The 26,923-nt window shown below is 61.9% G+C and carries 25 protein-coding genes and 1 tRNA gene; 17 read left to right on the top strand and 9 right to left on the bottom strand.

The window, feature by feature from the left end:
• Window positions 1–116: 116 nt before the first annotated feature.
• A complete protein-coding gene (locus L1K66_RS10630; protein ID WP_252257863.1) occupies window positions 117–1,277 on the bottom strand; it encodes an acyl-CoA dehydrogenase family protein in 1,161 nt (386 codons plus the stop codon).
• A 143-nt stretch (window positions 1,278–1,420) separates the two neighbouring features.
• On the opposite strand from L1K66_RS10630, the gene L1K66_RS10635 reads away from it, so the two are divergent.
• Both L1K66_RS10635 and L1K66_RS10640 read left to right on the top strand, forming a co-directional pair.
• The gene (locus L1K66_RS10635; protein WP_252257864.1) at window positions 1,421–2,335 is read left to right on the top strand and encodes a haloalkane dehalogenase; all 915 of its coding nucleotides are present in this window, start codon (window positions 1,421–1,423) and stop codon (window positions 2,333–2,335) included.
• A 56-nt stretch (window positions 2,336–2,391) separates the two neighbouring features.
• Window positions 2,392–3,537, top strand: coding sequence for an MFS transporter (locus L1K66_RS10640; RefSeq protein WP_330221262.1), 1,146 nt, complete (start codon window positions 2,392–2,394; stop codon window positions 3,535–3,537).
• A 1-nt stretch (window position 3,538) separates the two neighbouring features.
• On the opposite strand, the gene L1K66_RS10645 is transcribed toward L1K66_RS10640, so the two are convergent.
• From L1K66_RS10645 to grxC, 4 genes are all read right to left on the bottom strand, one after another.
• Window positions 3,539–3,615 (bottom strand) — tRNA-Arg (locus L1K66_RS10645).
• A 134-nt stretch (window positions 3,616–3,749) separates the two neighbouring features.
• Window positions 3,750–4,232, bottom strand: a complete 483-nt coding sequence (locus L1K66_RS10650) for a DUF1178 family protein (protein ID WP_252257865.1) — start codon at window positions 4,230–4,232, stop codon at window positions 3,750–3,752.
• A 6-nt stretch (window positions 4,233–4,238) separates the two neighbouring features.
• Complete coding sequence (locus L1K66_RS10655; RefSeq protein ID WP_252257866.1) at window positions 4,239–5,057, bottom strand: carbon-nitrogen hydrolase family protein; 819 nt, start codon at window positions 5,055–5,057, stop codon at window positions 4,239–4,241.
• Entirely contained in the window at window positions 5,058–5,321 is a 264-nt protein-coding gene (grxC, locus tag L1K66_RS10660) for a glutaredoxin 3 (RefSeq protein WP_252257867.1), read from the bottom strand.
• 177 nt (window positions 5,322–5,498) lie between these two features.
• Here grxC and L1K66_RS10665 point away from each other — a divergent pair, with 177 nt between their 5' ends.
• Window positions 5,499–5,999, top strand: coding sequence for an Hsp20 family protein (locus L1K66_RS10665; protein WP_252257868.1), 501 nt, complete (start codon window positions 5,499–5,501; stop codon window positions 5,997–5,999).
• A 461-nt stretch (window positions 6,000–6,460) separates the two neighbouring features.
• On the opposite strand, the gene L1K66_RS10670 is transcribed toward L1K66_RS10665, so the two are convergent.
• The 3 genes from L1K66_RS10670 to tpiA all read right to left on the bottom strand — a co-directional run bounded on the left by L1K66_RS10670 (window position 6,461) and on the right by tpiA (window position 9,451).
• Window positions 6,461–8,098: a CTP synthase gene (locus L1K66_RS10670; protein WP_252257869.1), complete on the bottom strand. Its 1,638-nt coding sequence runs from the start codon at window positions 8,096–8,098 to the stop codon at window positions 6,461–6,463.
• Window positions 8,099–8,198: 100 nt separating this feature from the next.
• Window positions 8,199–8,606 carry a preprotein translocase subunit SecG gene (gene secG, locus L1K66_RS10675; RefSeq protein WP_252257870.1) on the bottom strand — a complete coding sequence of 136 codons (408 nt, stop codon included), beginning with the start codon at window positions 8,604–8,606 and terminating at the stop codon, window positions 8,199–8,201.
• An 80-nt stretch (window positions 8,607–8,686) separates the two neighbouring features.
• On the bottom strand, window positions 8,687–9,451 hold the full coding sequence (gene tpiA, locus L1K66_RS10680; RefSeq protein WP_034954114.1) for a triose-phosphate isomerase: 765 nt from the start codon (window positions 9,449–9,451) through the stop codon (window positions 8,687–8,689).
• A 275-nt stretch (window positions 9,452–9,726) separates the two neighbouring features.
• Here tpiA and L1K66_RS10685 point away from each other — a divergent pair, with 275 nt between their 5' ends.
• The 12 genes from L1K66_RS10685 (at window position 9,727) to lexA (ending at window position 21,799) form a co-directional block, all read left to right on the top strand.
• Window positions 9,727–11,664, top strand: a complete 1,938-nt coding sequence (locus tag L1K66_RS10685) for a peptidylprolyl isomerase (protein WP_252257871.1) — start codon at window positions 9,727–9,729, stop codon at window positions 11,662–11,664.
• A 31-nt stretch (window positions 11,665–11,695) separates the two neighbouring features.
• Window positions 11,696–13,237: an anthranilate synthase component I gene (gene trpE / locus L1K66_RS10690; RefSeq protein ID WP_407931945.1), complete on the top strand. Its 1,542-nt coding sequence runs from the start codon at window positions 11,696–11,698 to the stop codon at window positions 13,235–13,237.
• Window positions 13,234–14,364, top strand: coding sequence for an FG-GAP repeat domain-containing protein (locus tag L1K66_RS10695; protein ID WP_252257872.1), 1,131 nt, complete (start codon window positions 13,234–13,236; stop codon window positions 14,362–14,364). Before trpE ends, L1K66_RS10695 begins: the two co-directional genes overlap by 4 nt.
• Window positions 14,361–15,185: a phosphodiester glycosidase family protein gene (locus L1K66_RS10700; protein ID WP_252257873.1), complete on the top strand. Its 825-nt coding sequence runs from the start codon at window positions 14,361–14,363 to the stop codon at window positions 15,183–15,185. Before L1K66_RS10695 ends, L1K66_RS10700 begins: the two co-directional genes overlap by 4 nt.
• On the top strand, window positions 15,182–16,156 hold the full coding sequence (gene pip / locus L1K66_RS10705; protein ID WP_252257874.1) for a prolyl aminopeptidase: 975 nt from the start codon (window positions 15,182–15,184) through the stop codon (window positions 16,154–16,156). Before L1K66_RS10700 ends, pip begins: the two co-directional genes overlap by 4 nt.
• A 1-nt stretch (window position 16,157) precedes the next feature.
• A complete protein-coding gene (locus L1K66_RS10710; RefSeq protein WP_252257875.1) occupies window positions 16,158–16,547 on the top strand; it encodes a ribosomal maturation YjgA family protein in 390 nt (129 codons plus the stop codon).
• A 32-nt stretch (window positions 16,548–16,579) separates the two neighbouring features.
• Complete coding sequence (locus L1K66_RS10715) at window positions 16,580–17,176, top strand: anthranilate synthase component II (RefSeq protein WP_252257876.1); 597 nt, start codon at window positions 16,580–16,582, stop codon at window positions 17,174–17,176.
• Window positions 17,173–18,165 carry an anthranilate phosphoribosyltransferase gene (gene trpD / locus L1K66_RS10720; protein WP_252257877.1) on the top strand — a complete coding sequence of 331 codons (993 nt, stop codon included), beginning with the start codon at window positions 17,173–17,175 and terminating at the stop codon, window positions 18,163–18,165. The genes L1K66_RS10715 and trpD overlap by 4 nt, the downstream gene beginning before the upstream one ends.
• 22 nt (window positions 18,166–18,187) lie before the next feature.
• Window positions 18,188–18,976, top strand: coding sequence for an indole-3-glycerol phosphate synthase TrpC (gene trpC, locus L1K66_RS10725; RefSeq protein ID WP_252257878.1), 789 nt, complete (start codon window positions 18,188–18,190; stop codon window positions 18,974–18,976).
• 263 nt (window positions 18,977–19,239) lie between these two features.
• The gene (gene moaC, locus L1K66_RS10730; protein WP_252257879.1) at window positions 19,240–19,716 is read left to right on the top strand and encodes a cyclic pyranopterin monophosphate synthase MoaC; all 477 of its coding nucleotides are present in this window, start codon (window positions 19,240–19,242) and stop codon (window positions 19,714–19,716) included.
• On the top strand, window positions 19,713–20,903 hold the full coding sequence (locus L1K66_RS10735; RefSeq protein WP_252257880.1) for a molybdopterin molybdotransferase MoeA: 1,191 nt from the start codon (window positions 19,713–19,715) through the stop codon (window positions 20,901–20,903). Before moaC ends, L1K66_RS10735 begins: the two co-directional genes overlap by 4 nt.
• 206 nt (window positions 20,904–21,109) lie before the next feature.
• Window positions 21,110–21,799, top strand: coding sequence for a transcriptional repressor LexA (gene lexA / locus L1K66_RS10740; RefSeq protein WP_252257881.1), 690 nt, complete (start codon window positions 21,110–21,112; stop codon window positions 21,797–21,799).
• 28 nt (window positions 21,800–21,827) lie between these two features.
• Here lexA and L1K66_RS10745 read toward each other — a convergent pair whose 3' ends face one another.
• Window positions 21,828–24,092, bottom strand: coding sequence for a ComEC/Rec2 family competence protein (locus tag L1K66_RS10745; protein ID WP_252257882.1), 2,265 nt, complete (start codon window positions 24,090–24,092; stop codon window positions 21,828–21,830).
• A 64-nt stretch (window positions 24,093–24,156) separates the two neighbouring features.
• On the opposite strand from L1K66_RS10745, the gene gltX reads away from it, so the two are divergent.
• Window positions 24,157–25,587, top strand: coding sequence for a glutamate--tRNA ligase (gene gltX, locus L1K66_RS10750; RefSeq protein ID WP_252257883.1), 1,431 nt, complete (start codon window positions 24,157–24,159; stop codon window positions 25,585–25,587).
• 39 nt (window positions 25,588–25,626) lie between these two features.
• Window positions 25,627–26,913, top strand: a complete 1,287-nt coding sequence (locus L1K66_RS10755) for a citrate synthase (RefSeq protein WP_034954129.1) — start codon at window positions 25,627–25,629, stop codon at window positions 26,911–26,913.
• The last annotated feature ends 10 nt before the right edge of the window (window positions 26,914–26,923 follow it).

Below are 26,923 nucleotides of genomic sequence, written 5' to 3' on the forward strand. Positions count from 1 at the left end.
TTCCCTTGGCGGTCTGTGCATTTTTCCGAGCCCCTGATCCAATCAGACAGAATCATAGTTAACCCCGCCGCGCAAGAAAAATGCGCCGGGCAGTGCAAAATCGTCTGATTTTCTGTTCAGTAAGAGCGCGGCAGGCCGAGAACATGCTCAGCCAGATAGGACAGGATCAGGTTCGTCGAGATCGGTGCAACCGTATACAGGCGCGCCTCGCGGAACTTGCGCTCCACATCATACTCCTCGGCAAAGCCAAAGCCGCCGAAGGTCTGCACGCACATGTCAGCCGCCGCCCAGCTTGCTTCGGACGCGAGCAGTTTGGCCATGTTCGCCTCTTCGCCCGGATTGCCGCCTTCGTCGTAAACCTGCGCCGCGTGGTGCACCATCAGCTCGGCGGCCCGCATTTGCGCATAGCAACGCGCGATCGGGAACTGCACGCCCTGATTCTGTCCGATGGGCCGGGCAAAGACGGTGCGGTCGCTGGCATAGGTCCGCGCCTGTTCGATAAACCATTTGGCATCGCCGATACATTCCGCCGCGATCAGGATGCGTTCGGCGTTCATGCCTGAAAGGATGTAGCGGAAGCCCTTCCCTTCTTCTCCGACCAGAGCGGATGCTGGAATGCGCAGATCGTCAAAGAACACCTCGCACGAAGAATGGTTCATCATCGTGCGGATCGGCTTGATGCTCATGCCGTTCTTCAGCGCGGCCTGCATGTCGACAAGGAAGATCGACAGGCCCTCCGTCTTCTTTTCAACCTTGTCGCGCGGGGTTGTCCGGGCGAGCAGCAGCATGAGGTCGGAATGTTCGGCCCGGCTCGTCCAGATCTTCTGGCCCGAGATCACATATTTATCCCCGTCCCGCACCGCGCGCGTTTTCAGGCTGAGCGTGTCGGTGCCACTGGTAGGTTCGGACACGCCAAAGGCCTGAAGGCGCAATTCCCCGCTGGCGATGCGAGGGAGATACTGCGCCTTCTGCTCGTCCGAGCCATACCGCAGCAGCGTGTTCATGATGTACATCTGCGCATGAGCCGACGACCCGTTACAGCCCGATGCCTGGATTTCCTCCATGATCACCGCCGCCGCATCGAGGCTGAGCCCGCTGCCGCCATATTCCACCGGGATCAGCGCGGCCAGAAAACCGGCCTTTGTCAAAGCATCGACGAATTCGCCCGGATATTCGCGCGCTGCATCCTTCGTGCGCCAGTATTCGCCCGGAAAATCATCGCACAGGGCGCGCACGGCGCGGCGGATTTCGGCGAGTTCTTCGCTTTCGGCTTTCATCGCGATCCTTCATTCACTTGGCCCTGGCTGCTTGCCCGGAGCATCGCGCCAAGTCCACCTGATCGATTTGCTAATCGGTTTCTGCCCTAGCCGATAGGTTTTTTCATGCTACCCATTTGCGCGAGAGACAGGAGACGATTCCGATGCAAGTGCTGAAGACCGATCTGGCGCGTTTCGCCGATATTCCCGACTATCCCTTTGCCGAAAACTGGATCACCATCGATCTGGGCGAAGGTTTCTCGGGACAGATGCACTATCTCGACGAAGGCCCGAAAGACGCGCCGCCGCTGCTGCTGTTTCATGGCGAACCGAGCTGGAGCTTCCTCTATCGCAAGATGATCCCGCTGCTGGTGGATGCAGGCTTCCGCTGCCTTGCGCCGGACCTGATCGGCTTCGGCAAAAGCGACAAGCCCGATGATCAGGCGTTCTACAGCTATGATCGTCATATCAGTTGGCAAAAGCAGTGGCGCAATGCCGTGGTGCCGCAAACGGCGGCTCTGTTCTGTCAGGATTGGGGCGGGTTGCTGGGCCTGCGCATGGTCGGCGAAGAGCCGGACAGGTTTTCCTGCGTGGTTGCCAGCAACACTTTCCTGCCGACCGGCGGGGGTCAGGCTTCGCCCGGTTTCCTCGCATGGCGGGAATTTGCGCGTGTCTCACCCGATTTCGTGATCGGCGACATCCTTCAGCGGGCCACCCAGACCGAACGCAGCGCAGCCGAGGTCGCGGCTTATAACGCCCCCTTCCCCGACGAAGCATCCAAGGCCGGGGCGCGAGCCTTCCCGCAGCTTGTCCCGGTAGAGGATGACAAGCCCGGCGTCGCTGCCAACAAGGCCGCATGGGAAGGACTGTCCGCTTTCGACAAGCCTTTCCTTACCCTGTTCGGCGAAGATGATCCTGTGCTGGGCAAGGCAGGCCCCTTGCTGGCTGGCCGGATCAAGGGTGCAGAAGGGATGCCCCATGCAATGCTGTCCATCTGCGGCCACTTCAGCCAGGAAGATCGCCCCGCCGAACTGGCGCAGGGGATGATCGAAACCGCGAAGAAGGCGGGCTTCCTCTGAACGCGAGCAATGCCCAAACGAACCCCTGTTATCTGAGCCGGGGGCAGGAATATGCGCTGGCGGTTACGGTCGCGGTCGTTACCGCCAATGCCTATTACATCCACCCGATCATCGGCGAAGTCGCGCGCGGGCTTGGCGTGGGCGAGGCCGAGATCGGGATCGTGCCCGCGCTCAACCAGCTGGCACTGGCATTGGGCATTCTGCTGCTGCTGCCTCTGGGCGATCGATATTCGAACAAGACGCTGTGCATCGCATTTGTCAGTGCGCAAACGCTGTTCCTGCTGGGCATGGCTGTGGCGCAAGGGTTTGCGTTGTTCACGCTGGCTTCGACCCTTCTCGGGTTCGTCACCATTGCGCCTTACCTGATCCCCGCCTTCGCATCGAAGCGCGTTGCACCGGAGCGGTTGGGCCAAGTCACCGCCCTGCTCACCGCCGGGGTGATTTTCGGCATTCTGGTGGCGCGGGTAGGATCGGGGATCGTCACCGAGGCCCTTGGCTGGCGCACGGTGTACTGGTGCGCCTTCGCTCTGATGGTGGCCGTCACCCTGTTGCTGCCGATCACCCTGCGCAGTGAAGGCAGTGCCGCGAAGGTGCCGAGCAGCAGTTACGGCCAATTGCTCGTGTCGGTCTTCACCTTGAGCCGGGCCAATCGCGACGTGATGATTTCGGCGGTGATACAGGGGTTCAACTTCGCATCCTTCACCGCGACATGGCTGGCGCTCGCACTGCATCTGACCAGCGACGAACTGGGATATGGTGTGGATACCGTCGGCTATCTGGCCGGGATCGCGGCGATCAGCATTTTCTCTACGCCGCGCCTCGGCAAATGGGCCGACCGAGTAGGGCCGCGCCGTGCGCGCCTGATCGCGGCTTGCGTCCAGCTTGTCGGCACCATGCTGATGTATCCGCTGGGCTGGAGCGTGTGGACGGTGCTGGTGCCGCTGCTGCTGGTCAATATTGTCGGGCCTAGCGTGGACGTGACCGGGCGCATGACGATCCTGTCGCTCGATCCGGCGATCCGGACCAGACTGACGACAAGCTATATCGTCATGATGTTCATCGGCGGTGCGATCGGCAGTATTCTCGGCACCGCGATCTACGATTGGGGCGGATGGATCGGCACGTGCGGATTGTTGATGGCGATTTCATGCAGCGTCCTGGTGCTCAGCTGGATAGCGTTGCGGCGGCACGAAAACGTATAGTTGGTGACCCCGGCGCGATTCGAACGCGCGGCCCTCAGATTAGGAATCTGATGCTCTATCCTGCTGAGCTACGGGGTCCCGAGGCCTCCAATAGCATTACCAATCGGTCGCGCAAGCGACCGCAAGCGTGAATGCGCGCCCGCAGCGGGCGCAGCTCTGCTGCGCGCCTAGCGAGGAGGTCGCCCAGATGGGCGAACATACAAACAAGGGCTTCAATTCAGTTCGTCAGGGGGAGTAAATGGGGCCAGCAGCGGGGCGACGGGCACGCCTTCGTCGAGCAATTCTTGCGCTTCCTTCAGCGTCGCCTTGCCGTGGATCGCTTCGAGATCCTTGTCGCCGTAATGCATGGCGCGCGCTTCATCGGCGAGTTTGTCTCCGACGTAACGGCTTTGCTTCAAAGCCTTTGCCTGAGCCTCCGCCAGAGCGCGCATCGCCTTCAGCACTTCGGGCGGGATCGAGCCGCCCGCCATCATGCTGTCACCGGATTCCGCAGGGGCCTGCACCGGGCGAGTATTGCTGCGCTGATTGCCCTTTACCGGGACGGCTGGGGCCATGGGCGCTTTGCCGACCTCTGCCGATCCGCATTCGGGGCAGGTGACAAGCCCGCGCGCCTGCTGCTCCTCGTAATCCGAGGAGGAGCCGAACCACCCTTCGAACCGGTGGCCATGGGGGCAATGAAGGTCGAAAACGATCATGCCGCGCTAATTGGGAATTTTGCGGGCATTGGCAAGGCTGGGAACCTGCGCGCGCACTTCGGCGATGCGTCCAAGGTTGATGTCGCAGAAACCGAGGCCCGGCCCTTCCCCGCCCATGTCGAGCAGCACCTCTCCCCACGGATCAACGACAAGGCTGTGGCCATAGGTTTCGCGCCCGTCCTCGTGACGGCCCACTTGCGCGGCGGCGATGACAAAGGCCTGCGCCTCGATCGCGCGGGCGCGCAGCATGACGTGCCAATGCGCGGCGCCAGTAGGACGGGTGAAAGCGGCCGGCACCGCAATCGCATCACAGCGCAGCTTTCCCAGTGCGGAAAACAGATCGGGGAAGCGCAGGTCGTAACAGATGGTGAGGCCAAGGCGGCCCAGAGGTGTGCCGTCGATCGTCACCACTTCCTGACCCGGCTGATAGGCGTTGCTTTCACGCCAGCTTTCACCATTGGCGAGGTCCACGTCGAACATGTGTATCTTGTCGTAAGTGACGGGATTTTGGTTGTCCTGCCGGAAATAGTGCGACCGGTTCGCCGATTTTCCGGTGCAGAACGGAACAGCCATTGAACCAAGAGCCAAGTCGATCTGCCACTTGGCAGACATCAGGGCCAATTCGTCGATAATGGATTGCTCGTAATCTTCGTTGATCCACTGCGCTCCACGCCGCCGATCACGGTCCAGCAAGACCGACATTTCCGGAGTGAACAGCACCTCGGCGTCGTTCTCTGCCGCCTGGCGTATCGCAACAATGATGGCGGCAATGTTTGCCTCCGGGTCGATGCCCGAGGTCATCTGAAGAACGGCGATTTTTACCATTCAGCCCGCCAGAAGCGCGTCGAGTTCACCCGCTTCTTCAAGCGCGGCGAGATCGTCCGATCCGCCGACATGGGTATCGCCGATGAATATCTGCGGCACGGTGCGCGCTTGCGGTGCACGGGCGAGCATCTCTTCGCGTTTCGGCCCGCCAAGGGTGATGTCGTATTCGTTGAATTCGACGCCCTTCCTTTGCAGCAGGTGCTTGGCCCGGACGCAAAAGGGGCAGGCGAACTTGGTGTAGATGTCGATTGTCGGCGTGCTCATATTCCATCCCGTTCGGCCCCGGCTCAGGACCTCTTGAAAGCCTTTGTACCACACCTAATTAAGACCTGTCGCCGGGTTCCGCCAGTGTTTGGGGAACAGCTACCGGTGGCACAATGCGGATGCTGCATGAGGCAGGTCCGCAACCAACAAATTGCTCAGATGAAGAGGATTTGAATTATGTCACGTCTTGATTTCACCCCCTATCGCCGCAGCACCGTCGGTTTTGACCGGCTTTTCGACCTGCTCGAAAATCAGGCGCGCGCGAACACGGGCGACAACTATCCCCCTTTCAACATCGCGCGCCGTGGTGAGGACAATTACCGCATTACTCTGGCAGTCGCCGGTTTCCGTCCTCAGGATATCGATATCACCGCGCAGCAGAACCTGCTGACCGTGCAAGGCAAGAAGCGCGAGGAAGTCGACGACGGTTCGGAATTGCTGCACGTCGGCATCGCCAATCGCGGATTTGAACGCCGATTTGAACTGGCCGATTATGTCCGGGTCGAAAACGCCGATCTGGCCGATGGATTGCTGATCATCGATCTGGTGCGCGAAGTGCCCGAAGCGATGAAGCCGAAGAAGATCGCCGTGAACGGCGGCACCCGGCTGACCGCGGTTCCGACCAGCAATGGCGACGCGAAGGATGCCGAAGGCAAGGACGCCGCCGACGCGGCCTGACCTGCAAAAGGCACGCGCATCAATATCTTGATGCTGCCAATTCACAATCGAAGTTGAAATTAAGTGGGGGCTGTCCTTTCGGACAAGCCCCCGCGACACATGGTCGCCTCGACCGAATATGACCGTCCGGGTCGCAGAAGACGGTCAACTCCGGTGCGAGCTCGTTGCAGCCTTGCTGTAAAGCGCCAGATACCTGGCCTGCTGCGAAACCCTGCTTAGGCTCCAATCAAGGACAAGGATACCATACCCCCCTACCCCTTACTAAAACCTGTAGCCTGCGTTGGCTAAACCCGATGGCGCGTTCGACGCAAGTGGTATTTCATAAACTTGTAAAAATGCGACACAAAAACCTGCCCAAATTGGGCTGAAAAGCCGGAAGCCTTTCAACCCGCTCGCATTTTTACCGTATGCTAAGCACGACGGGCGACAGCAGACCATGAGTGATCGTTAGCCGGGCGAACTTACACGAGTCGCGACTGCTCCAGCGCAGCTGCAATGAAGCCCGCAAAGAGCGGGTGCGGGTCGAACGGCTTGGATTTCAGTTCGGGATGGAACTGCACGCCGACAAACCACGGATGATCCGGGCGCTCCACGATTTCGGGCAACAATCCATCGGGTGACATGCCGGCAAAAACCAGCCCTTGCCGCTCCAGCGGCTCGATATAGGCGCTGTTGACTTCATAGCGGTGGCGGTGACGTTCCGAGATGGTGGTCGCCTCGCCATACATGCGCGAGGTATGGCTGTTGCCTGAAAGCTTCGCCTCATAGGCACCCAGACGCATTGTGCCGCCCAGATCGCCGCCTTCCTCGCGCTGCTGCAGGCCTTCTTCGCTCATCCATTCGCTGATGATGCCGACGACAGGTTCGCTCGTCTCGCCGAACTCGGTCGAGGATGCCTTTTCAAAACCGGCAGCCCGTGCACCTTCAATACAGGCCATCTGCATGCCCAGGCAGATGCCGAAAAACGGAACCTTGCGTTCGCGTGCGAAGCGGACACTGGCGATCTTGCCTTCGCTGCCGCGTTCGCCAAAGCCGCCGGGCACCAGAATGCCGTGCATCGGTTCGAGCGCGGAAACGATCTCGCTTTCGTTCTCGCCTTCGAAGATTTCGGCGTCGATCCACTTGATGTTGACCTTGACCCGATTGGCAAGGCCGCCGTGGATCAGCGCTTCGTTGAGGCTCTTGTAGGCATCGGGCAGGCCGACATATTTGCCGACCACACCGATCGTGACTTCGCCTTCGGGGTTGAAGTAGCGATCGGTCACATCGTTCCACGCGGAAAGATCAGGCGCAGGTGCGTCGGTAATGCCGAAGCCGCGCAGGACCTCCGCATCAAGCCCTTCTTCGTGATACTGCAGCGGAACCGAATAGATCGACGGCGCGTCGAGCGCGGGGATCACCGCTTCCTTGCGCACGTTGCAGAAATTGGCGATTTTCTGGCGTTCGCCATCGGGAATCGGATGCTCTGCGCGGCACAGCAGCACGTCAGGCTTGATCCCGAGGCTCGCCAGTTCACGCACCGAATGCTGAGTCGGCTTGGTCTTCAATTCGCCCGCAGCGGCGATGTAGGGGACAAGCGTGACGTGCACGCTCAGCGTCTGCATCGGCTCAAGCTCGTTCCGCAGTTGGCGTATCGCTTCCATGAAAGGCAGCGATTCGATGTCACCCACCGTCCCGCCGATTTCACACAGGATGAAATCATGGCCTTCGCTGTCGGCCAGCGCGAATTCCTTGATCGCGTCGGTAACGTGCGGGATCACCTGCACCGTCGCACCCAGATAATCGCCACGACGTTCCTTGGCGATGATGTCGCGATAGACCCGGCCCGACGTGATGTTATCGCTCTGCCGCGCCGATACGCCGGTAAAGCGTTCATAATGGCCAAGGTCGAGATCGGTTTCCGCCCCATCATCAGTGACATAGACCTCACCATGCTGATACGGGCTCATCGTGCCCGGATCGACATTGAGATAGGGGTCGAACTTGCGGATGCGTACCTTGTACCCGCGTGCCTGAAGGAGCGCTGCCAGAGAGGCAGCCATGAGACCTTTGCCGAGCGAGGAGACCACGCCGCCGGTGATGAAAATGAACCGCGCCATGGGAGTTGGGCCTTAAGCGTTTTGTTGGATTCGGGGCAAGCGAATTGAGGCGTCAAATGCGCCCCATCCACAATGATGAAACGAAAAACCGCTGAGCGGTTTATTCGGCGGCGGGTTCTTCGCCCGCAGGAGCCGTTTCGCCGGCCGGTGCGCCAAGCAGATCATCCGCCGATGCCGCTCCCGCTTCCGGTGCGCCAGAAGCCGGGCCACCCAGAAGATCGCCGGAGGTCGGCGCCGCGACGTCACGATCAAGCGTGGTGGTCACATCGCCTACGCTCGACTGGCTAACCGCCAGTGCCGCAAGCAGGATCGAAAGGGTGACAAATGCTACTGCCAGCCACTTGGTCGAACGGGTCAGGAAGTCGGCCGCACCGCGCGCACCCAGTGCACCCGAGGGACTGCCGCCGATACCAAGGCCGCCGCCTTCCGAACGTTGCATCAGTACGACGCCGACCAGAGCGGCGGCGACAATGGCCTGAATCACGGTGAGGATGATGAACAGCGACATGGTTTTCTTCTGATAGACGTAAAACGGTGAAGCGCACTTAGGGATGCAAAGCCCCAAGGGCAAGCGCGGATAGCCACGCCTTATCCTTCGTCGGGGTCGCCTGCAGCCAGTGCGATGCCCATGAAGCTGTCGGCAGTAAGGCTTGCACCGCCCACCAAAGCCCCGCCCACTTCGGGAGTGGAAAGGATTTCGGCAGCGTTTTCCGGCTTGACCGAACCACCATAAAGAATGCGGACTTCACTGCCAGCTTCCTCGCCCAGCAGCTTGATCAGCAGGGCGCGGATTTCTGCGTGCATTTCGGCAATATCTTCGACGGTCGCCGTCTTGCCCGTGCCGATCGCCCAGATCGGCTCATAGGCGATGGTGAGCCGCTCAGCTGCGTTTTCGATCTCTTCCGGCAGCGAAGCCTTGAGCTGCTTCTTGACGAAGGCAACCGCACGGCCAGCATCGCGGGTCTGCTCGCTTTCGCCGCAGCACATGATGATGCGCAGGCCCGCCGCCAGCGCGGATTCGGCCTTCGCCCGGATCAGCGCATCGTTTTCGCCGTGGTTCTGGCGCCGCTCGCTGTGGCCGAGGATCACGAACTTCGCTCCGGCGTCGGCGATCATCGCCGCCGAGATGTCGCCGGTATGCGCTCCGCTCGCGTTGTGGTGGCAATCCTGCGCCCCCACAGCGATCTGTTCCGCTTCGCGGTGGACGGGGTGAATCAGCGTGTAAGGCGGCGCGATGGCGACTTCGACCTTCATATGGCGCTGAGCCGCGCGATCGATGGCGCGGGCTTCGGAAAGCATGGCGCGGGTGCCGTGCATCTTCCAGTTTCCAACGATGTAGGGCCGCTGGGGCATCTGAACTTCCTGAACTTTTACTTGGGATGATACGAATCCGAGGGCCCGATGTAGGGTCGAGGGGCCGCGTCCGCTAGCCGAGTGGATCACTTTAGTCAAAACGTGCTCTGACCTGTTGCCGGGAGGTCGCAGGGCAGATAAAGCGCTGCTCCAGACCGCGATCAGGGACCCGCCTTGGACAATCCCACGGTTTCGGTCGGCTCAAGACAAGTCCGCACTTTCGTTCGGACGGCACAAATGTTCCGCGCGAATACGGATACCGGGAAAACGCACAGATGATTTCGCTCTTTCGGAAATTCTTTCAGTCGAAAATCGGCCTGCCGATCTTCATCGGTTTTCTCGTGGTGGTCGCGCTGGCCTTCGCTGCGAGCGATATTTCCGGCTCGGCGACGTTTGGCGGATTGGCCGGTGATGACAAGGTGGCCGTTGTTGGCGACGAGGGCATCACCACGGTCGAAATGACCGGCACGATGAATAATGCGCTGACCCGGGCGCGCGATCAGAACCCGACGATCACCATGCCGCAATTCGTCGCGCAGGGTGGGCTCGAGAATGAGCTGGACCTGCTGATCGATCGTTATTCGACCGGGATTTTTGCCCAGAAGTACGGCCTGCGAGCGGGCGCAAATCTGGTGAACAGCGAAATCCTGAAGATCAACGCCTTCCGCAACCTGACCGGCGAATTCGACCCAGAGACCTATCAGGCCGCGCTGCGCCGTCAGGGCATCACCGATGCCATCCTGCGCAAGGATATCGCCGACGGCCTGCTCGCTCAGATGGTGCTGCGTTCCGCCCTTGGCGCACCGCAAATGCCCGAAGCCGCCGCGCGCCAATACGCCGCACTGGTGCTCGAACGGCGCAAGGGCCAGATCGGCCTGATCCCGAGCATGGCATTCGCCCCGGAGGCCGATCCCACGGCGGAACAGCTCAACACATTCTACAGCGAGACACGCTCCAAATACATCCTGCCCGAACGCCGCACGCTGCGTTTCGCGGCATTCGGTGCGGACAGCGTCGACGCGGACATCACCCCGACCGCCGAGCAGATCGCCGCGCGCTTCGAACAGGACAAGGCGCAATACGCCGCGAGCGAACGGCGGGCGATTTCCTCCTTTGTCGTGCCGACCGAACAGGCGGCAAAGGCGCTGGTCGAACGGATCCGCGGTGGCGTCTCGCTCGAAGCGGCGGCACGCGAAGCGGGCTTCGAGGTTTCGACCGGCGGGCTGCGCACCCGTGACGAAATGTCTTCGGCCACCAGTTTCGCGGTGATGGAGAAAGTCTTCACTGCCAATGAAGGCGCTATTGCCGAACCGGCGCAGTCGACCCTTGGCTGGTATGTCGCGCGGGTCGATGATGTCGAAAAGATCGCCGCGCGTTCGCTTGCCGATGTGCGCGACGATATCGCCGCCCAGCTTCAGCAGGAAGCCCGCGCTGCGGCACTGATCGACCTGAGCAGCCGGATCGAGGAGATGGTCGACACCGGAACCTCGCTCACCGATGTCGCGGAGCAATTCGGGCTCGAAGTCACAGCCATTCCCGGAGTTACCGCCGATGGCCGCCTCTTCGGCCTGCCCGGACAGGGTATTCCGCAGGGTCTTCGCCCGATCCTCGACGTTTCGTTCCAGATGGACGAGAGCGAGCCGCAGCTGGCCGAATTGGTCCCCGGCGCGCAGTTCCTGGTGTTCGACGTGCAGGAAATCACCGAAAGCGCCGCTCCGCCGCTGGCCGAAGTGCGCGAGGAAGTGACCGCCGCGTGGCGCCGGGCAGAGGGCAACAAGAAGGCGAAGGATGTGGCCAACCGTATCCTCGCCGCTGTTCGCGGTGGCAAGTCGCTGAACGAGGCAATGCGCGAGGAAGATGCGCGGTTGAACCAGATCGAGAACATCAACCTGCGTCGCACCGAACTGCTTTCGGGCCAGAACCGCAGCATTCCCGCTCCGCTGGTGCTGATGTTCTCGATGGCGCGCGGTTCGACCAAGGTGCTGGAGGATTCGAACGATCTGGGTTGGTACGTCGTTGATCTCGACACGATCGAAACCGATCCGATCGAGGAAAACTCGGGCCTTCTGGCGCAAACCCGTGCCCAGCTCGCCCCGGCGTTGACCAATGAATACGCCGCCCAGCTTGCCCGGGCGATCCGTGCCGAAGTCGGTGTCGAGCGGAACGAGGAAGCGATCGAGGCGCTGCGCAAGGCACTGGCCGGCGAGAGCTGATACGGCCTGCAAAAGCAATCAAGACCACTGAGTGACCCAGAAAGCGCCCTTCCCCGCCGGACTTGAAAACGCTGCCGATGCCGCCGCCGCCTTGGCGGAAGGACGGCCCGCGCTTGTCTGGCGCAGGGTGGTTGCGGACAGCGACACACCCGTTGGCGCGGCACGCCGCCTGATCGTTCCAGGGCGCGGAGACTTCCTGCTTGAGTCGGTCGAAGGCGGCGAAGTGCGCGGGCGATACAGCCTGCTGGGGCTCGATCCCGATCTGGTGTTCCGCGCAAGCGAAGGCACCGCAGCGATCAACAGCCGCTGGCAGAGCGACCGCGACGCCTTCACCCCGTGCGATGGCGATGCCTTGAGCGAGCTGCGTGCGCTCGCCAATGCCTGCCGGATCAACACCCCGCCCGAGGCCGAAAACCCCCTGCCCCCGGCGCTGGCGTGTCTGGTCGGCTATTTCGGCTATGAGACAATCGGGCTGGTCGAAACCCTGCCCCGCGCTGCCCCCAGCGAGCTGGCGCTGCCTGACATGCTGTTTGTCCGGCCAACCGTCATTCTGGTGTTTGACGGGCTTTCGGATGAACTGTTCTGCATCGCGCCGATCTGGAGCGCCGATGATCCCACTGCCGCGATTGCCGCTGCGGGTGAACGGATCGACGAGACTTTGCGCACAATGGCGCAGCCGCGCCCGGCGGAGCCGCGAACTACGTGCGATCTTGCCGAGCCGACACTTTCCCCCGTCATGGCGGAAGACGATTACAAAGCGATGGTGGCGCGGGCGAAGGATTACATCGTCGCAGGCGACATCTTTCAGGTGGTGCTGGCACAGCGTTTCACTTGCCCGTTCGAACTGCCACCGCTGGCGCTTTATCGCGCGCTGCGGCGGGTCAACCCTTCCCCGTTCCTCTATTTCCTCGATCTGCCCGGTTTCGCGATTGTCGGTTCATCGCCCGAAATCCTTGTCCGGGTGCGCGACGGCGAAGTGACCATCCGCCCGATTGCGGGAACCCGTCCCAGAGGCGCAACCCGCGCGCAGGACGAAGCGAACGAGATCTCGCTGCTGGCCGATCCCAAGGAGCTGGCCGAACATTTGATGTTGCTGGATCTGGGTCGCAACGATGTCGGCCGGGTGGCGGCGCGCGGAACCGTGGAAGTGACTGACAGCTTCACCATCGAACGCTACAGCCATGTCATGCACATCGTATCGAATGTGGTGGGTCGCCTCGCCAAAGACAAAGATGCGCTTGATGCCCTGTTCGCCGGTTTCCCGGCGGGCACCGTATCGGGCGCCCCGAAAATCAGGGCCTGCGAGATCATCGCCGGGCTGGAGCCGGAAACGCGTGGGCCATACGCCGGGGGTGTCGGCTATTTCGCGCCAGACGGATCGGTCGATTCGTGCATCGTGCTGCGCACCGCCGTGGTGAAGGACGGGGTGATGCATGTTCAGGCCGGTGCAGGCATCGTTGCCGACAGCGATCCCGATTACGAGCTTGCCGAATGCCGGGCCAAGGCGGGCGCGCTGATCGCCGCCGCGCGTGAGGCTGTGCGGGTCGCGAGCGAGCCGGGGTTTGGCCAATGAGGCGCGCCCTTGCCGCAATCGCGGTAACGCTTTTCGGTGCGCCAGCAATTGCTGAAGAACCGGGCGAAAGCCGCAATTCCGTGCGGGTCATCGCATCGCCCTTCCTAGTGTTCGAATGGGCGGAGGAGCTTTCCGCGCATGTGACGCTCGCCGATTTTGATGGCGATGGCGATCTGGATATCGCGGTATCCAACGGGCGCCATTGGCCGCAGCAGGACCGGCTTTATCTCAACCACGGCAATGGTCGAATGCTTGAGGCCCGCCCGATTGGTGATGTTGCCCTGCCGACATATCAGCTTTTGTCTGGCGACCTTGATCGCGACGGCGATCTTGATCTGGTGGCCATCCATGATGCGGTGCCGGCGCGCGCCTTCCAAAATGATGGCAGGGGCAATTTCACGCTCGCGTTTGAAATTGACGGCACCGGAGGAGATTCGCGCGGCGGCGCGCTCGCCGATATCGATGGTGACGGGTTGCTGGATCTTGTCATCGCCCGACGCGGCGATCCGGATTTGCTGCTTTCAGGCACCGCAGAGGGCGCATTCGCCAGTCCGCGCATTATCGGCGCCGATGACACCGCTTCGATCCGCGTGAACATATCCGACATCGATGGGGATGCTGATCCCGATCTGCTGTTTGCCCGGCGCGACGGGCAGACAAGCGTGGTCATGCGCAACGATGGAGCGGGCCAGTTTACCGAGCTGGCTCTGCCATCGCTTCTGGGCGCTAGCCGTGAACTTGTCGCGGCCGATCTTGATGGCGACGGGGAGCAAGAGCTCGTCTCGTGCAGCCTCGAAGCAAGCAACGCGGTGCTGCGGCGTGACGGCGAAGACTATCGCATCGCTGAGCGCTTTGGTGCGGCGGATGATGGTTGCTATTCGCTGGCCGCGGCCGATTTCGATGGCGACGGGCTTGGCGATATCGCCGTTGCCAATTCGGAGCGCCCGAATTTCCTGTATTTGCAGCAGGCGGGCGGCGGATTTGCGCAGGTGCAGGTCGAGGAAGACCCGTTCAACAGCTATGGCATTGCCATTGGCGATTTCGACGGGGACACCGTCCCCGATCTGGTTTTCGCCAATTCCGGCGCCTTCAACGCAGCCTATCTTGTACGAAAGATCACGCCATGAGGTTCGCGTTTGTAATTCTGGGCGCATTGGCGCTTGGCGCGTGTGAACCCCAGCCCGAGGGCGAGCCGGTGGTTCGCACCGAGCTGGGCGAGCCGATCCCGGTCGATATGGTCGAGGAGATCGTTCAGTCAGCTCCGGCAGAGGCGATCGCCGGGGCAGCCTGTTCCCCTGCCACTTTCGAAGATGTGCCGCTGATCCACTGCATTGCCGACCCTGAATTGCACCGCATCTCTGCCGCGCTGGCTCCCGTGAGCGGGGACAATGCAGGTACGATCGAAGGCTGGGCCGCAGGCAAGAACGAAGGTGCCATCGCCTTTGTGATGAATGGCGGGGCCTATGGCGATGATCTGAAGCCGCTCGGCTATTTCGTGCAGGATTCGGACCGTCTCGTCGAACTGAACCGCGCGGACGGATCGGGCAATTTCTTCCTGAAACCCAATGGCGTGTTCTTCGGTTCGGACGGGAACTGGCGCATTCTCGATACCGAGACTTTCCTGCGCACTGTTGGGGATCGCCCGCAATTCGGCACGCAATCGGGGCCGATGCTGGTCCTGAACGGCGAATTGCACCCGGAGATTCAGGATGATGGCCCGTCCAGATCAATCCGCAACGGCGTGGGCGTATCGGCCGACGGAAAGGCGCATTTCGTGATTTCGCAGGAACCGCTCAGCTATGGAAAGCTGGCGCGGTATTTCCGGGATGAATTGAAGGTCGAAAGCGCGCTGTTTCTTGATGCGCGAACCTCGTCCTTGTGGGACCCGGCACGAGGCCGAATGGATCGCGGCCGGGTCGGGCCGCTGATCGTGGTGGAGAAGAAATGATGATCCCGGGCAATATCCGCAGCTACGACCGCACGCTCTATCCCGAGATCGAGCCTTACGAGACGGGCATGCTCGATGTCGGCGAAGGGCATCAGATCTATTACGAGCGCGTCGGCACTCCGGGGGCGAAACCGGCGGTGTTCCTGCACGGCGGCCCTGGTGGCGGCATGGCGCCGTCGCATCGCCGCCAGTGGGACCCGGCGCTGTATGACGTGTTGTTGCTCGACCAGCGCGGCTGCGGCAAATCGCTGCCCTTTGCCGAGATCGAGCACAACGACACGTGGCGCATCGTCGCCGATCTTGAACGTTTGCGCGAAATGTGCGGGCATGAGGCGTGGCAGGTGTTCGGCGGAAGCTGGGGGGCGACGCTGGCGCTGGCCTATGCCCAGGCGCACCCTGACCGCGTGACCGAACTGGTGCTGCGCGGTGTCTTCCTTGCCCGACAGACCGAGAAGGACTGGCTTTACGTCAAGGGCGCGAGCGAGATCATGGCGGAACAGTGGGACAGCTTCATCGGCCTCATCCCCGAGGATGAACGCGACGATCTGGTGAAGGCCTATCACGATCGCCTGACCAGCGATGACGAGGCGACCCGCCTTGCCGCGGCGCGTGAATGGTCGCTGTGGGAAGGATCGGTCGCAACCGTGCTGCCCAATCCCGAACTGCTCGACGATTTCGCCGATCCAGCCAAGGCGGTTCCATTCGCCCGCATTTGCGCGCGCTATTTCCTCAATGATTTCTACCTTGAGGAAGCCCAATTGCTGCGCGACGCGGACAAGATCGCGCATATCCCGACGATCATCGTGCAGGGCCGCCACGACATCTGCTGTCCGCCGACAAGCGCATGGGCGCTGAAGAAAGTGCTTCCCAAGGCCGAACTCTGGATCGTCGACGACGGCGGTCACGCCGCGAGCGAACCCGGCATCACCGACGGCCTGGTGCGCGCGACGGACAAGTTTGCGGGCAAATAGCGTGAGGCTCGATCGCGGCTTCGCCTTTGCCGCGGCAGGGCTTCTGCTTGTCGAAATCGTGATTGCGCTGTTCGTCAGGGACAACTTCGTGAGGCCCGTTCTGGGTGATGTTCTGGCGGTCATGCTGGTCTATTGCGCGGTGCTGGCGATTGTCGATCTTCCGCGCGCCTTTGCCGCCGTGTTCGCATTCCTGGTGGGTGTCGTCATCGAAGCGATGCAGTATCTCGACGCGCTGACTACGCTCGGATTGGAGCACAATCCTGTTGCCCGCACCGTCCTCGGCACGACGTTCAGCTGGGGCGATATCGTTGCCTATGCTGCCGGTGCCGTTCTGGCTCTTGTGGCTGACAGGGCATGGCGCAAACGACATCGGGCAAGCACACAGCCTTGAACCCCCCGCGCAATTCCGCGAAAGCCCCGGTAATGATTCTCGTCATCGACAATTACGACAGCTTCACCTTCAACCTGGTCCATTATCTGATGGAGCTAGGCGCAGAAGTGCGGGTGGAACGCAATGACGCACTGTCCGCCTCGCAGGCGCTGGCCACCAATGCCAACGGCTTCCTAATCTCGCCCGGCCCCTGCACGCCGAACGAGGCCGGAATCAGCCTCGATCTGGTGGCGGCCTGCGCCGATGCGGGAAAGCCGCTGCTGGGCGTGTGCCTCGGCCACCAGTCGATCGGCCAGTTCTTTGGTGGCAAGGTGGTGCGCGGCGGGTTGATGCATGGCAAGACTTCGCCGGTTACGCATGACGGGACGGGCGTTTTCGCAGGCGTCCCCTCGCCCTTCACCGCGACCCGCTATCACTCGCTGATCGTTGAGGACATTCCCGATTGCCTCAGCGTCAATGCCCGCTCTGACGACAATCACGTTCAGGGCTTCCGCCATGCCGAGCTGCCGATCCACGGGGTGCAATTCCACCCGGAAAGCATCGCGACCGAGCACGGCCATTCGCTGCTCGCCAACTTCCTGAAGATTTGCGGGATCGACACGCAACTGCCCGAAAGGCTCAAGGCATGAAGACCCTCCCCCTTGCCGTTCCGCACATGAACGAAGCCGAGGCCGAGGAAGTTTTCGGCTGGATCCTCGACGGCGAAGCGACTGACGAGGAAATCGCGCGGTTCCTGCTCGCCATGACAGAGCGGAGCGAAACCGCTGATGAAATCGCGGGAGCGGCGCGGGCCCTTCGCGCGCGGCTCATCCCGATCAATGCCCCCGAAGGCGCGGTCGATTGCTGCGGCACGGGCGGCGACGGACACCATACGCTCAACGTTTCGACCGCCGTCAGCCTTGTGGTCGCGGCCTGCGGCGTTCCCGTTGCCAAGCACGGCAATCGCGCCGCATCGTCCAAATCGGGCGCAGCGGACACGCTCGAGGCGCTGGGCCTCGGCATGGACGCGGCCGGACGCACGGCGGAAAAGACGCTCGCGGAAATCGGCATTTGTTTCCTGTTCGCGAAGAACCACCACCCGGCGATGGGCCGCATCCAGCCCATCCGTCAAAGGCTTGGCAAGCGGACGATCTTCAACCTGATGGGGCCGCTGTCCAATCCGGCTGGTGTTACCCGCCAACTGATCGGCATTGCCCGCCCCGGCTATGTCCCGATCTACGCGCAGGCCAAGGCCAAGCTGGGGACAGAGCGTACCTTCATCGTCTCAGGTGACGAAGGACTGGACGAACTCAGCCTGGCGGGCGGGAACGAGCTGGCCGATGTCATCGGCAATGATTTCGAGATGCGGCGTATCGACGCGAGCGCGGTGGGCGTGCCGCATGCCCCGGTTGAGGCGATTCGCGGCGGCGATGCTGTCCACAATGCCAAGGCGCTGAAGGCGCTGCTGGACGGCACCCCCGGCCCCTATCGCGATGCCGTGCTACTCAATGCCGCCGCCACGCTGGTGGTCGCCGGCAAGACCGCTGACTGGGCCGAAGGCGCGGCGATGGCGGCAGAGGCACTCGACAGCGGAAAGGCGCGCGATCTGCTGGCCGACTGGATCAGGATGGCGGCGTGACCCAGCACCCTTGGTATTTGCAATGAACAAGCTCGAAGAAATCTGCTCCGCAAAGCGCGAAATCGTCACCGCTCGCAAGGCGGCGATTGCTCGTGCCGATTTCGAATCCGCCGCCGCGACCCGCACCGCTCCGCGCGGATTTGAAGCTGCCTTGCGCTCGCGCGCTGAAACCGGCTTTGCCCTGATCGCCGAAGTGAAGAAGGCGAGCCCGTCAAAAGGGCTGATCCGCGCCGATTTTCAGCCTGCACAGCACGCCCGCGATTATGAAGCGGGCGGCGCTGCCTGCCTCTCCGTCCTGACCGACGCCCCTTTTTTCCAGGGGCATGAGGATTATCTGGTTGAAGCCCGCTCTGCCTGCGCCCTGCCCGTGCTGCGCAAGGATTTCATGGTCGATCCGTGGCAATGTCTCGAAGCACGCGCCATCGGTGCGGACGCGATCCTGATCATCGTCGCGGCGCTGGAAGACACCGCCATGGCCGAAATCGAGGCCGCTGCGCGTGATCATGGCATGGACGTGCTGGTGGAAGTGCATGACGAGGCCGAGTTGGAACGCGCCGCCAAGCATCTGCAAAGCCGCCTGATCGGGGTCAACAATCGCGATCTCAAGACCTTCACCACGTCCCTCGCGGTAACCGAAAGGCTCGCCCCGCTCGCACCGGAAGGGACGCTGCTGGTCGGGGAAAGCGGGATCAACACCCATGCCGATTTGGAACGGCTGGCGAAAAGCGGGGTGCGCACCTTCCTTGTCGGGGAAAGCCTGATGCGCGCCGATGATGTCGCGGCGGCGACAAGGACCCTGCTGCAAGGGTGACAAAGCGGTGGTGCGAAAGGTGACAGTCCGATCCTGTGAAGGTGACACTTTGGCGCGAAAGATGACACTTTCCTCGCAAGGGTGACACTTTGTGTGCCATCATTTTTCGGCCTGTCCTACAGGGGCCAAAAATGCAAAAACCCGCGCATGAGCAAGCGTTTCCCCATGGCTTTGATCCGGCAGAGCGGCACCCGTGCGCCTGACGGTGCAGTTTTTTTCTCCAGGACAGTGTTCCACCTGTTCCATCCTGTAGGGTTTGGCGCATGAGCGGCCTCACCCATATCGGCCCGGACGGTGCGGCGAACATGGTGGATGTGGGCGGGAAGTCCGCGACTCACCGGGTGGCCATCGCCTCGGGACGCATCGCCATGTCCGCTGCCGCGCTGGAGGCGATCCGCTCGGGCGACGCGCCCAAGGGCGATGTGCTCGGCACTGCGCGGATAGCCGGGATCATGGCGGCGAAGCGCACCGGGGAACTGATCCCGCTGTGCCATCCGCTCGCGCTTGACGCGGTGAATGTGGACTTCGCTTTCGAGGAAGACGGGATCCGCGCCACCGCCACCGCTTCGCTGACGGGCAAGACCGGGGTGGAGATGGAAGCGATGGTGGCCGTCTCCACCGCGCTGCTGACCGTCTATGACATGGCCAAGGCGATCGACAAGGGCATGATGATCGGCGAGGTTCGCCTGATCGAGAAGCGCGGCGGCAAATCCGGCCACTGGAAGGCCGACGAGGCATGAGCGCGCTGCTGACGCTGGAGGAAGCGCAGGAGCGGCTGCTGGCGCTGGCGCCTGCCCTTCCCGCCACCACGGTGGAGATCGGGCCGAACTTGGCAAACCGCTATCTCGCCAGCGATCTCAAGGCTCTGCGCACCCAGCCCCCGGCGGACCTGTCGGCGATGGATGGATATGCGATTGCAGGCGAAGGGCCATGGGAGCGGGTGGGTGAAAGCCGCGCTGGCGGCCCTTTCGAAGGGACACTTGCCCCCGGTCAATGCACCCGCATCTCAACCGGCGCGCATGTGCCCGACGGCGCGGACCGCATCCTCATCCAGGAGAACGCGGAGATTGCCGGAACCAGCGTCGCGCTTACTCCGGGTGAGGCCTTGCCGACGGCGGGGCGGCATGTGCGCAAGGCCGGGTTCGACTTCTCCACTGGCGACACGGTGCTGAAGGTCGGCACGCAGCTCACGCCCGGCGCAATCGCACTCGCGATCGCAGCGGGTCATGTGCAGGTCCCCGTGCTCACGCCGCCGCGCGTGGCGGTGCTCGACAGCGGAGACGAACTTGCGCCGCTGGGTGCGGAGGTGAGAGAGGACCAGATACCGGCAAGCAACGGCGTCATGATCGCTTCAATGCTGCAAGCCTTGGTCGGGGAAACGACCGCGCTCGGTCCTGTGGCGGACGATCCGGCGGCGCTGGCGGACGCGCTGGCCAAGGCAGAGGGGCACGAGATCCTTATCACCTCCGGTGGTGCTTCGGTGGGCGACCACGACCTGATCCAGCAGGCACTGAAGGACTGGGGTGCCGATCTTGCGTTCTGGAAGGTGGCAATCAAGCCGGGCAAACCCTTGATGGTGGCAACGCGCGGGGAAACCGTTGTGCTTGGCCTCCCGGGCAATCCGGTGTCGAGCTTCGTCACCGCCTTCCTGTTCGCGCTGCCGCTGGTGCGCAAGGCGATGGGCGCTGCCTCTCCCTTGCCCCGCGTTTCGCAAGCGGTCTGCGCGGAAGCATTACCTGCAACCGGGAGCCGCCGCGAGTTCCTGCGCGGGGTAAGCGAAGGCGGCAAGGTGCGGCTGGCGGCATCACAGGATTCGAGCGCCCTGTTCGCATTGGCTCAGGCCAATTGCCTGATCGACCGGGCTGCGGGTTCTCCCGAAACCAAACCGGGAACGTCTGTTCCTGTGTACAACCTCCAGAATGGCTGAGTTCTGAGGGTTTGCGGACGATGTGTGCTTGACTTGGCGGAACAGGTTGCCTATTCGTTCCGCATTCGTTCACCATATCGGTGCGCGAACAGTGCTTCGCACCGCACCCTGCCCCTCGTTGGGAAGGCGTGCCTCTGGGAGCGCGCCATTCCAGCACCGTGCGGCAAGGATGCCGTGCGCCAAGGTGCGCCTAAACGGAGTTTGCCATGTTGACCGCAAAGCAGCATGAACTGATCCGCTTCATCCAGCAAAGGCTGGAAGAAACCGGCATTTCACCCAGTTTCGAGGAAATGAAGGAAGCCCTCGATCTCAAGAGCAAGTCGGGCGTCCACCGCCTGATCTCCGCGCTTGAGGAACGCGGCTTCATCCGTCGCCTGCCCAACCGTGCGCGCGCACTGGAAGTGATCCGTCAGCCAGAGGATGCGACCCCTGCGCCGCGCTCGACGAAGCCGGCCAATGATGCCGCGCCTGTCGTCATGCCCAAGGCCCCGAGCATGCCCTCCCCGGCGAATGACGTGATCGAGATACCCTTGCACGGCAGGATCGCTGCAGGTGCCCCGATCGAAGCCCTCGAAGGGCAAAGCTCATTGCCTGTGCCCGCCGCGCTACTCGGCCCCGGAGAGCATTACGCACTTGAGGTTTCGGGCGATTCGATGATCGAAGCCGGCATCTTCGACGGCGACTTCGCGCTGGTTCGCCGCACCAACACCGCGCGCGATGGCGAAATCGTGGTTGCGCTGGTCCGCGGCGAGGAAGCGACGCTCAAGTATCTCTACAAGGATGGCGGAATGGTCCGGCTCGATCCGGCAAACGCTGCCTATGATCCGCAGGTCTACGGCCCGGATGAAGTCCAGGTTCAAGGCAAGCTGGCAGGGCTGCTTCGGCGGTACCACTGATTGCTGCGGGGCGCGGTGAGATGGCGGGCTATCTGCCTGCACCGCGCCACCAGCCATGTTCGCCCTGCGCTTCGGCGACGCTGGTAACGCGTCCGGATGACAGGTTGAGCGCCAGACCGCCGGTTCGCTCGAGCAAGCGCCGGTCCGCCTTGAGCCAGCGCGGCTTGCAGGATCGTGGCAGGAACCGGTCCGCAACAACGATGTCCGCCTGTTCGCAAGCAGCCGCCAGTGCGCGTTCCTCAATGAGTTCACGGTTCCGCGCGAGCAACAACGTCCAGTCGCGTCCACCGCGCTGAATAGTCATCACGCAGAACTCGGGAGAACAGCGCGCCCCCTCCCACTGCACAAGAGGAACAGGTTCGCTCGCAACACTCGCCAACTCCATCAGATTGTCACGCGAATAGGACGAGTTGCTATCCCGCAACGAAAGCAGTTCCCGACTCCCATCGGCGCCAGGCACCGTGATGCCGACATGCCGACCGTCACGGCCAATGAGAACATCGGGGATCGGCGTCGCCAGCAACATCATGGTTGCGACGACAGCAGGGATCAGGCCCAGCAAACGCGCCCGCCCGCTCCAAAGCGCCAGCCACAGCCCTCCACCGGTGAACAACGCGATCACAAGCCCGCTCATCTGCGGCATCAGCTTCACCGAACCCGGCTGCTCGGCTGTGAAATGCGCGATCCCGAGCAAGAGATCGAGCGAGGCTTGCACCAGCCACCAGAAAGGCCCGCCCATGCCGATCAGATCGAACAACAATCCCAACGCGATCAACGGCATCGCAATGAACGTGACCAGCGGAATCGCGATCACATTGGCAAAGGCACCGTAAAGCCCCGCCCTGTGGAAGTGGAAAAGGACGATCGGCATCAGCGCGATTTCGATCACCATCCCCGTCACGAACAGCATGAAGGCGCCGCGAAGCACCCTCTTCACCCACTTCTCCTCACGCGGTGCGAGAAATGCCTTCGCCGGACCACTGCTGTGCAAGGCGACAATCGCAATCACAGCCGCGAAGCTCATCTGGAAACTCGGGCCGATCACACTTTCAGGCCACAGCAGCAGCACGAAGACCGCAGCCACAGCCACCATGCGCAGCGAAAGCGCATCCCGCCCCAGGGCCAGCGCCATCAAGACCAGCATGGCAGCAGCACAGCTTCGGACCGTCGGAACTTCCGCTCCTGTGAGCAAGGTGTAGCCAATTCCGACGACCGCCCCGACCGCAGCAGCAACCACGGGCAATCGAACCCGCAAAGCTACGGCCGGAAACAACGCCAAAAGCTTCAACGCAACCAGATAACCTGCCGCAATCACGGCGCTGACGTGCAGCCCGCTGATCGAAAGCAGGTGCGTCAACCCGGCATCGCGCATCGCGTCTTCATCGCTTTCGAAGATCGCCCCTCTGTCCCCGCTGGCAAACGCCGCTGCAATCGTCCCGGCTGAGCCGTCCACTCTCGCGCGAACATGAGCCGCCAACCAGCGTTGGACTGCAGCGAGGCCAGTCGCCCTAGGTGCTGCCTCGACTACCTCAACCGAACCGATAACGCTTCCGGTGGCGGAGAGCCCCTTGAACCATGCGGCGCGCGCGAAATCGTATGAACCGGGCAACATGGGGCTCGCCGGCGGCATCAGGCGGACACGCATCCTTACAACAGCGCCTTCGGCAACCATGGCCGGAGAGGCCGTGGTCGCCTGCGTGGGACCAAAGGGCAAGGCATCTAGTGGAACATTCACCCTGATCTTCCGGCTTTGGGCCGTTTCCGCGTCCCTCACCGCCAATGTCAGCCGGATGCGATCCTGCGCAGGCTGATCTTCACGCTCGAGCACATAGCCCTGAATCCGCTCGACAACAGGCCGTTCAATCGCTGGTGCCCCGACAATCTCCGACCGCGCCCAGATCACCGCCATGCCGATCGCGAAGACCAACGAGCAGACGATGACTGAGCGGCGAAGGTGATCGCGATCGGGCCGATCAAGCCAAAGCGCCAGTGCAACCAGAGCCAAGAGCGCCGCCAGCCCCATGGTTGAAGTCCATTGCCATGGGCCGGGCAAGGCGAACCAGGCGAGGATGCCTGCGGAAAACACCACAGCCAGCCATGGCGCGCGGTCAAAGCCGGAGTTCGCAAGAAAGCGCTCCGCACCGGCTGCCGCCATGTGCGTGACGCTGGACAATCCGCCGCCCCTTTGCCACAGGCGCGTTGCAGGCTTTTGCAGCCCTGACGGTACGCCGCCCACGGCGATTGATCCGCCATCGGCATCGCCCGCAATCGGAATTATCGGCGCATCAGCCATTGGCCATCGTGCCCCTTGGGTTCGGCCTTTTCGGATGCAGCAAGTGAATAGGAAATAAGCGCTTATGGCAAGTCCAGCGGCACAAAGTCCCGGCACCGGTCAGGTGGTCACCCGCTTTGCCCCCTCGCCCACCGGCTTCCTTCATATCGGCGGGGCGCGTACAGCCCTGTTCAACTGGCTGTTTGCACGGCATCATGGCGGCAAGGCGCTTTTGCGCATCGAGGATACGGATCGCAAGCGTTCCACTCAGGAAGCGATCGACGCGATTATCGACGGGCTCGACTGGATGGGTCTGGATTATGACGAAGCTCCGGTGTTCCAGTCGCAGCGCGCCGAACGTCATGCCGAAGTCGCGCACAAGCTGCTCGAGGCAGGCCATGCCTACAAATGCTTCGCCACGCCTGAAGAGCTTGAGGCCATGCGCGCCGAACAGCGCGCAAACAAACAGCCGATGCGATATGACGGACGCTGGCGTGATCGCGATCCTTCGCAGGCTCCGGAAGGCGCCCCCTTTACCGTTCGGCTCAAGACGCCGGTGGATGGCGAAACGACGATCGACGACAAGGTCCAGGGCCGCGTTTCTGTCAAGAACATGGAACTGGATGATTACATCATCCTGCGCGCTGACGGTACGCCGACCTATATGCTCGCAGCGGTTGTCGACGATCACGACATGGGCGTAACCCACGTCATTCGCGGAGACGATCACCTTAACAACGCCTTCCGCCAATTGCCGATCTACCACGCGATGGACCAGATCGAAGGCGGATGGAACGATCCGGTCTATGCGCATATCCCGCTGATCCACGGTTCGGACGGTGCAAAGCTGTCCAAGCGCCACGGCGCGCTGGGCGTAGAGGCCTATCGTGATGAAATGGGCATCCTTTCAGAGGCACTGTTCAATTACCTGCTGCGCCTTGGCTGGGGCCATGGTGATCGCGAAGAGATTACCCGCACTGAAGCAATCGAGCTGTTCGACCTGGGCGGCGTGGGCAAGAGCCCGTCGCGTTTCGACCTGAAAAAGCTCGAAAATCTGAACGGACATTACATTCGCGAAAGCGATGATGCGAAACTTGCAATGCTGGTTGCTCCCCGGATTGGCGGCAATGTCGATATCGAATTGCTGACGCAGGCTATTCCTGTGTTGAAACCGCGCGCAAAGAATTTGAACGAACTTGCTGATGGCGCAGGGTTTTTGTTCGCGCAGCGACCCCTTGAAATGACCGAAAAGGCAGCTCAGCTGCTCGATCCGGACAGTCGCTCGAATCTGCGACTATTGTCGGACCGGTTTTCGCAGGAAAATGACTGGACAAGCGAGGCACTCGAAGCCACTACGAAGGCGCTTGCGGAGGAACTGGGGTTGGGCCTTGGCAAGCTGGCGCAGCCGATGCGTGCGGCGCTTACCGGGACGACAACGTCCCCAGGAATTTTCGATGTTCTGGTCCTTCTGGGACGGGAAGAATCCCTGGCGCGGCTCGACGCACAAGCGGCGTAAGCGGCCAAGCCAGATCAACAATTGGGCAGGAGACAGACCTTGGCAGACAAGCAGGCGAAACTCGAACTGAACGGCGAATCCTACGAGTTTCCCGTTCTCTCAGGAAGCACCGGCCCGGATGTGGTCGATATTCGCAAGCTTTACGGGCAGACCGGCGCTTTCACCTTCGATCCCGGCTTTACGTCGACGGCAAGCTGCGAAAGCGCGCTGACCTATATCGACGGCGACGAAGGCGTTCTGCTGCACCGCGGTTATCCGATCGGCCAGCTGGCAGAGCATTCCAGCTTCATGGAAGTGTCCTACCTGCTTCTGAATGGCGAACTGCCGAGCCAGGAAGAGCTCGACGACTTCACCTACACCATCACCCGGCACACCATGCTGCACGAACAACTTTCGGTGCTGTATCGCGGTTTCCGCCGCGACGCGCACCCGATGGCAATCATGTGCGGCGTCGTCGGCGCGCTGTCAGCGTTCTATCACGACAGCACCGACATTTCCGATCCGGAACACCGCAAGATCAGCTCACACCGCCTGATCGCCAAGATGCCCACGATTGCGGCAATGGCGTACAAATATTCGGTCGGGCAGCCGTTCATGTATCCGGACAACCGCCTGTCCTACACCGGCAACTTCCTTCGCATGACCTTTGGCGTTCCGGCTGAAGAATACGAAGTCATTCCGGCAGTGGAACGCGCAATGGACCGGATCTTCATCCTCCACGCAGACCACGAACAGAATGCCTCGACTTCGACCGTGCGTCTTGCCGGTTCTTCGGGCGCCAATCCGTTTGCCTGCATCGCAGCTGGGATCGCCTGTCTCTGGGGTCCGGCGCATGGCGGTGCGAACGAAGCTGCGCTCAACATGCTCAAGGAAATCGGCACGCCCGACAAGATTCCGCACTATATCGAGCGTGCTAAGGACAAGAACGATCCGTTCCGCCTGATGGGCTTCGGTCACCGCGTCTACAAGAACTACGATCCGCGTGCGACCGTGATGCAGAAGACCGTGCGCGAGGTTTTCGATGCGCTGAAGGTCAACGATCCGCTGTTCGAAACCGCGCTTCAGCTGGAAGAGATCGCACTGAACGATCCCTACTTCATCGAGAAGAAGCTGTTCCCGAACGTCGATTTCTATTCGGGCATCATCCTTTCGGCGATCGGTTTCCCCACCACCATGTTTACCGCGCTGTTCGCTCTGGCCCGCACCGTTGGCTGGGTGGCACAGTGGAACGAGATGATCAGCGATCCCGGCCAGAAAATCGGACGTCCGCGTCAGCTCTACACCGGCCCCACTGAACGCGATTACGTTCCGATCGCCAATCGCTGATCGGGCATTC

It is taken from the genome of Erythrobacter aurantius (genome assembly GCF_023823125.1).
GTDB lineage: Bacteria > Pseudomonadota > Alphaproteobacteria > Sphingomonadales > Sphingomonadaceae > Erythrobacter > Erythrobacter aurantius.

Coding starts and splice junctions, on each gene's coding strand:
- L1K66_RS10630 (WP_252257863.1), bottom strand. CDS start 1,277: ATGAAAGCCGAAAGCGAAGAACTCGCCGAAATCCGCCGCGCCGTGCGC.
- L1K66_RS10635 (WP_252257864.1), top strand. CDS start 1,421: ATGCAAGTGCTGAAGACCGATCTGGCGCGTTTCGCCGATATTCCCGAC.
- L1K66_RS10650 (WP_252257865.1), bottom strand. CDS start 4,232: ATGATCGTTTTCGACCTTCATTGCCCCCATGGCCACCGGTTCGAAGGG.
- L1K66_RS10655 (WP_252257866.1), bottom strand. CDS start 5,057: ATGGTAAAAATCGCCGTTCTTCAGATGACCTCGGGCATCGACCCGGAG.
- grxC (WP_252257867.1), bottom strand. CDS start 5,321: ATGAGCACGCCGACAATCGACATCTACACCAAGTTCGCCTGCCCCTTT.
- L1K66_RS10665 (WP_252257868.1), top strand. CDS start 5,499: ATGTCACGTCTTGATTTCACCCCCTATCGCCGCAGCACCGTCGGTTTT.
- L1K66_RS10670 (WP_252257869.1), bottom strand. CDS start 8,098: ATGGCGCGGTTCATTTTCATCACCGGCGGCGTGGTCTCCTCGCTCGGC.
- secG (WP_252257870.1), bottom strand. CDS start 8,606: ATGTCGCTGTTCATCATCCTCACCGTGATTCAGGCCATTGTCGCCGCC.
- tpiA (WP_034954114.1), bottom strand. CDS start 9,451: ATGCCCCAGCGGCCCTACATCGTTGGAAACTGGAAGATGCACGGCACC.
- L1K66_RS10685 (WP_252257871.1), top strand. CDS start 9,727: ATGATTTCGCTCTTTCGGAAATTCTTTCAGTCGAAAATCGGCCTGCCG.
- L1K66_RS10695 (WP_252257872.1), top strand. CDS start 13,234: ATGAGGCGCGCCCTTGCCGCAATCGCGGTAACGCTTTTCGGTGCGCCA.
- L1K66_RS10700 (WP_252257873.1), top strand. CDS start 14,361: ATGAGGTTCGCGTTTGTAATTCTGGGCGCATTGGCGCTTGGCGCGTGT.
- pip (WP_252257874.1), top strand. CDS start 15,182: ATGATGATCCCGGGCAATATCCGCAGCTACGACCGCACGCTCTATCCC.
- L1K66_RS10715 (WP_252257876.1), top strand. CDS start 16,580: ATGATTCTCGTCATCGACAATTACGACAGCTTCACCTTCAACCTGGTC.
- trpD (WP_252257877.1), top strand. CDS start 17,173: ATGAAGACCCTCCCCCTTGCCGTTCCGCACATGAACGAAGCCGAGGCC.
- trpC (WP_252257878.1), top strand. CDS start 18,188: ATGAACAAGCTCGAAGAAATCTGCTCCGCAAAGCGCGAAATCGTCACC.
- moaC (WP_252257879.1), top strand. CDS start 19,240: ATGAGCGGCCTCACCCATATCGGCCCGGACGGTGCGGCGAACATGGTG.
- L1K66_RS10735 (WP_252257880.1), top strand. CDS start 19,713: ATGAGCGCGCTGCTGACGCTGGAGGAAGCGCAGGAGCGGCTGCTGGCG.
- lexA (WP_252257881.1), top strand. CDS start 21,110: ATGTTGACCGCAAAGCAGCATGAACTGATCCGCTTCATCCAGCAAAGG.
- L1K66_RS10745 (WP_252257882.1), bottom strand. CDS start 24,092: ATGGCTGATGCGCCGATAATTCCGATTGCGGGCGATGCCGATGGCGGA.
- gltX (WP_252257883.1), top strand. CDS start 24,157: ATGGCAAGTCCAGCGGCACAAAGTCCCGGCACCGGTCAGGTGGTCACC.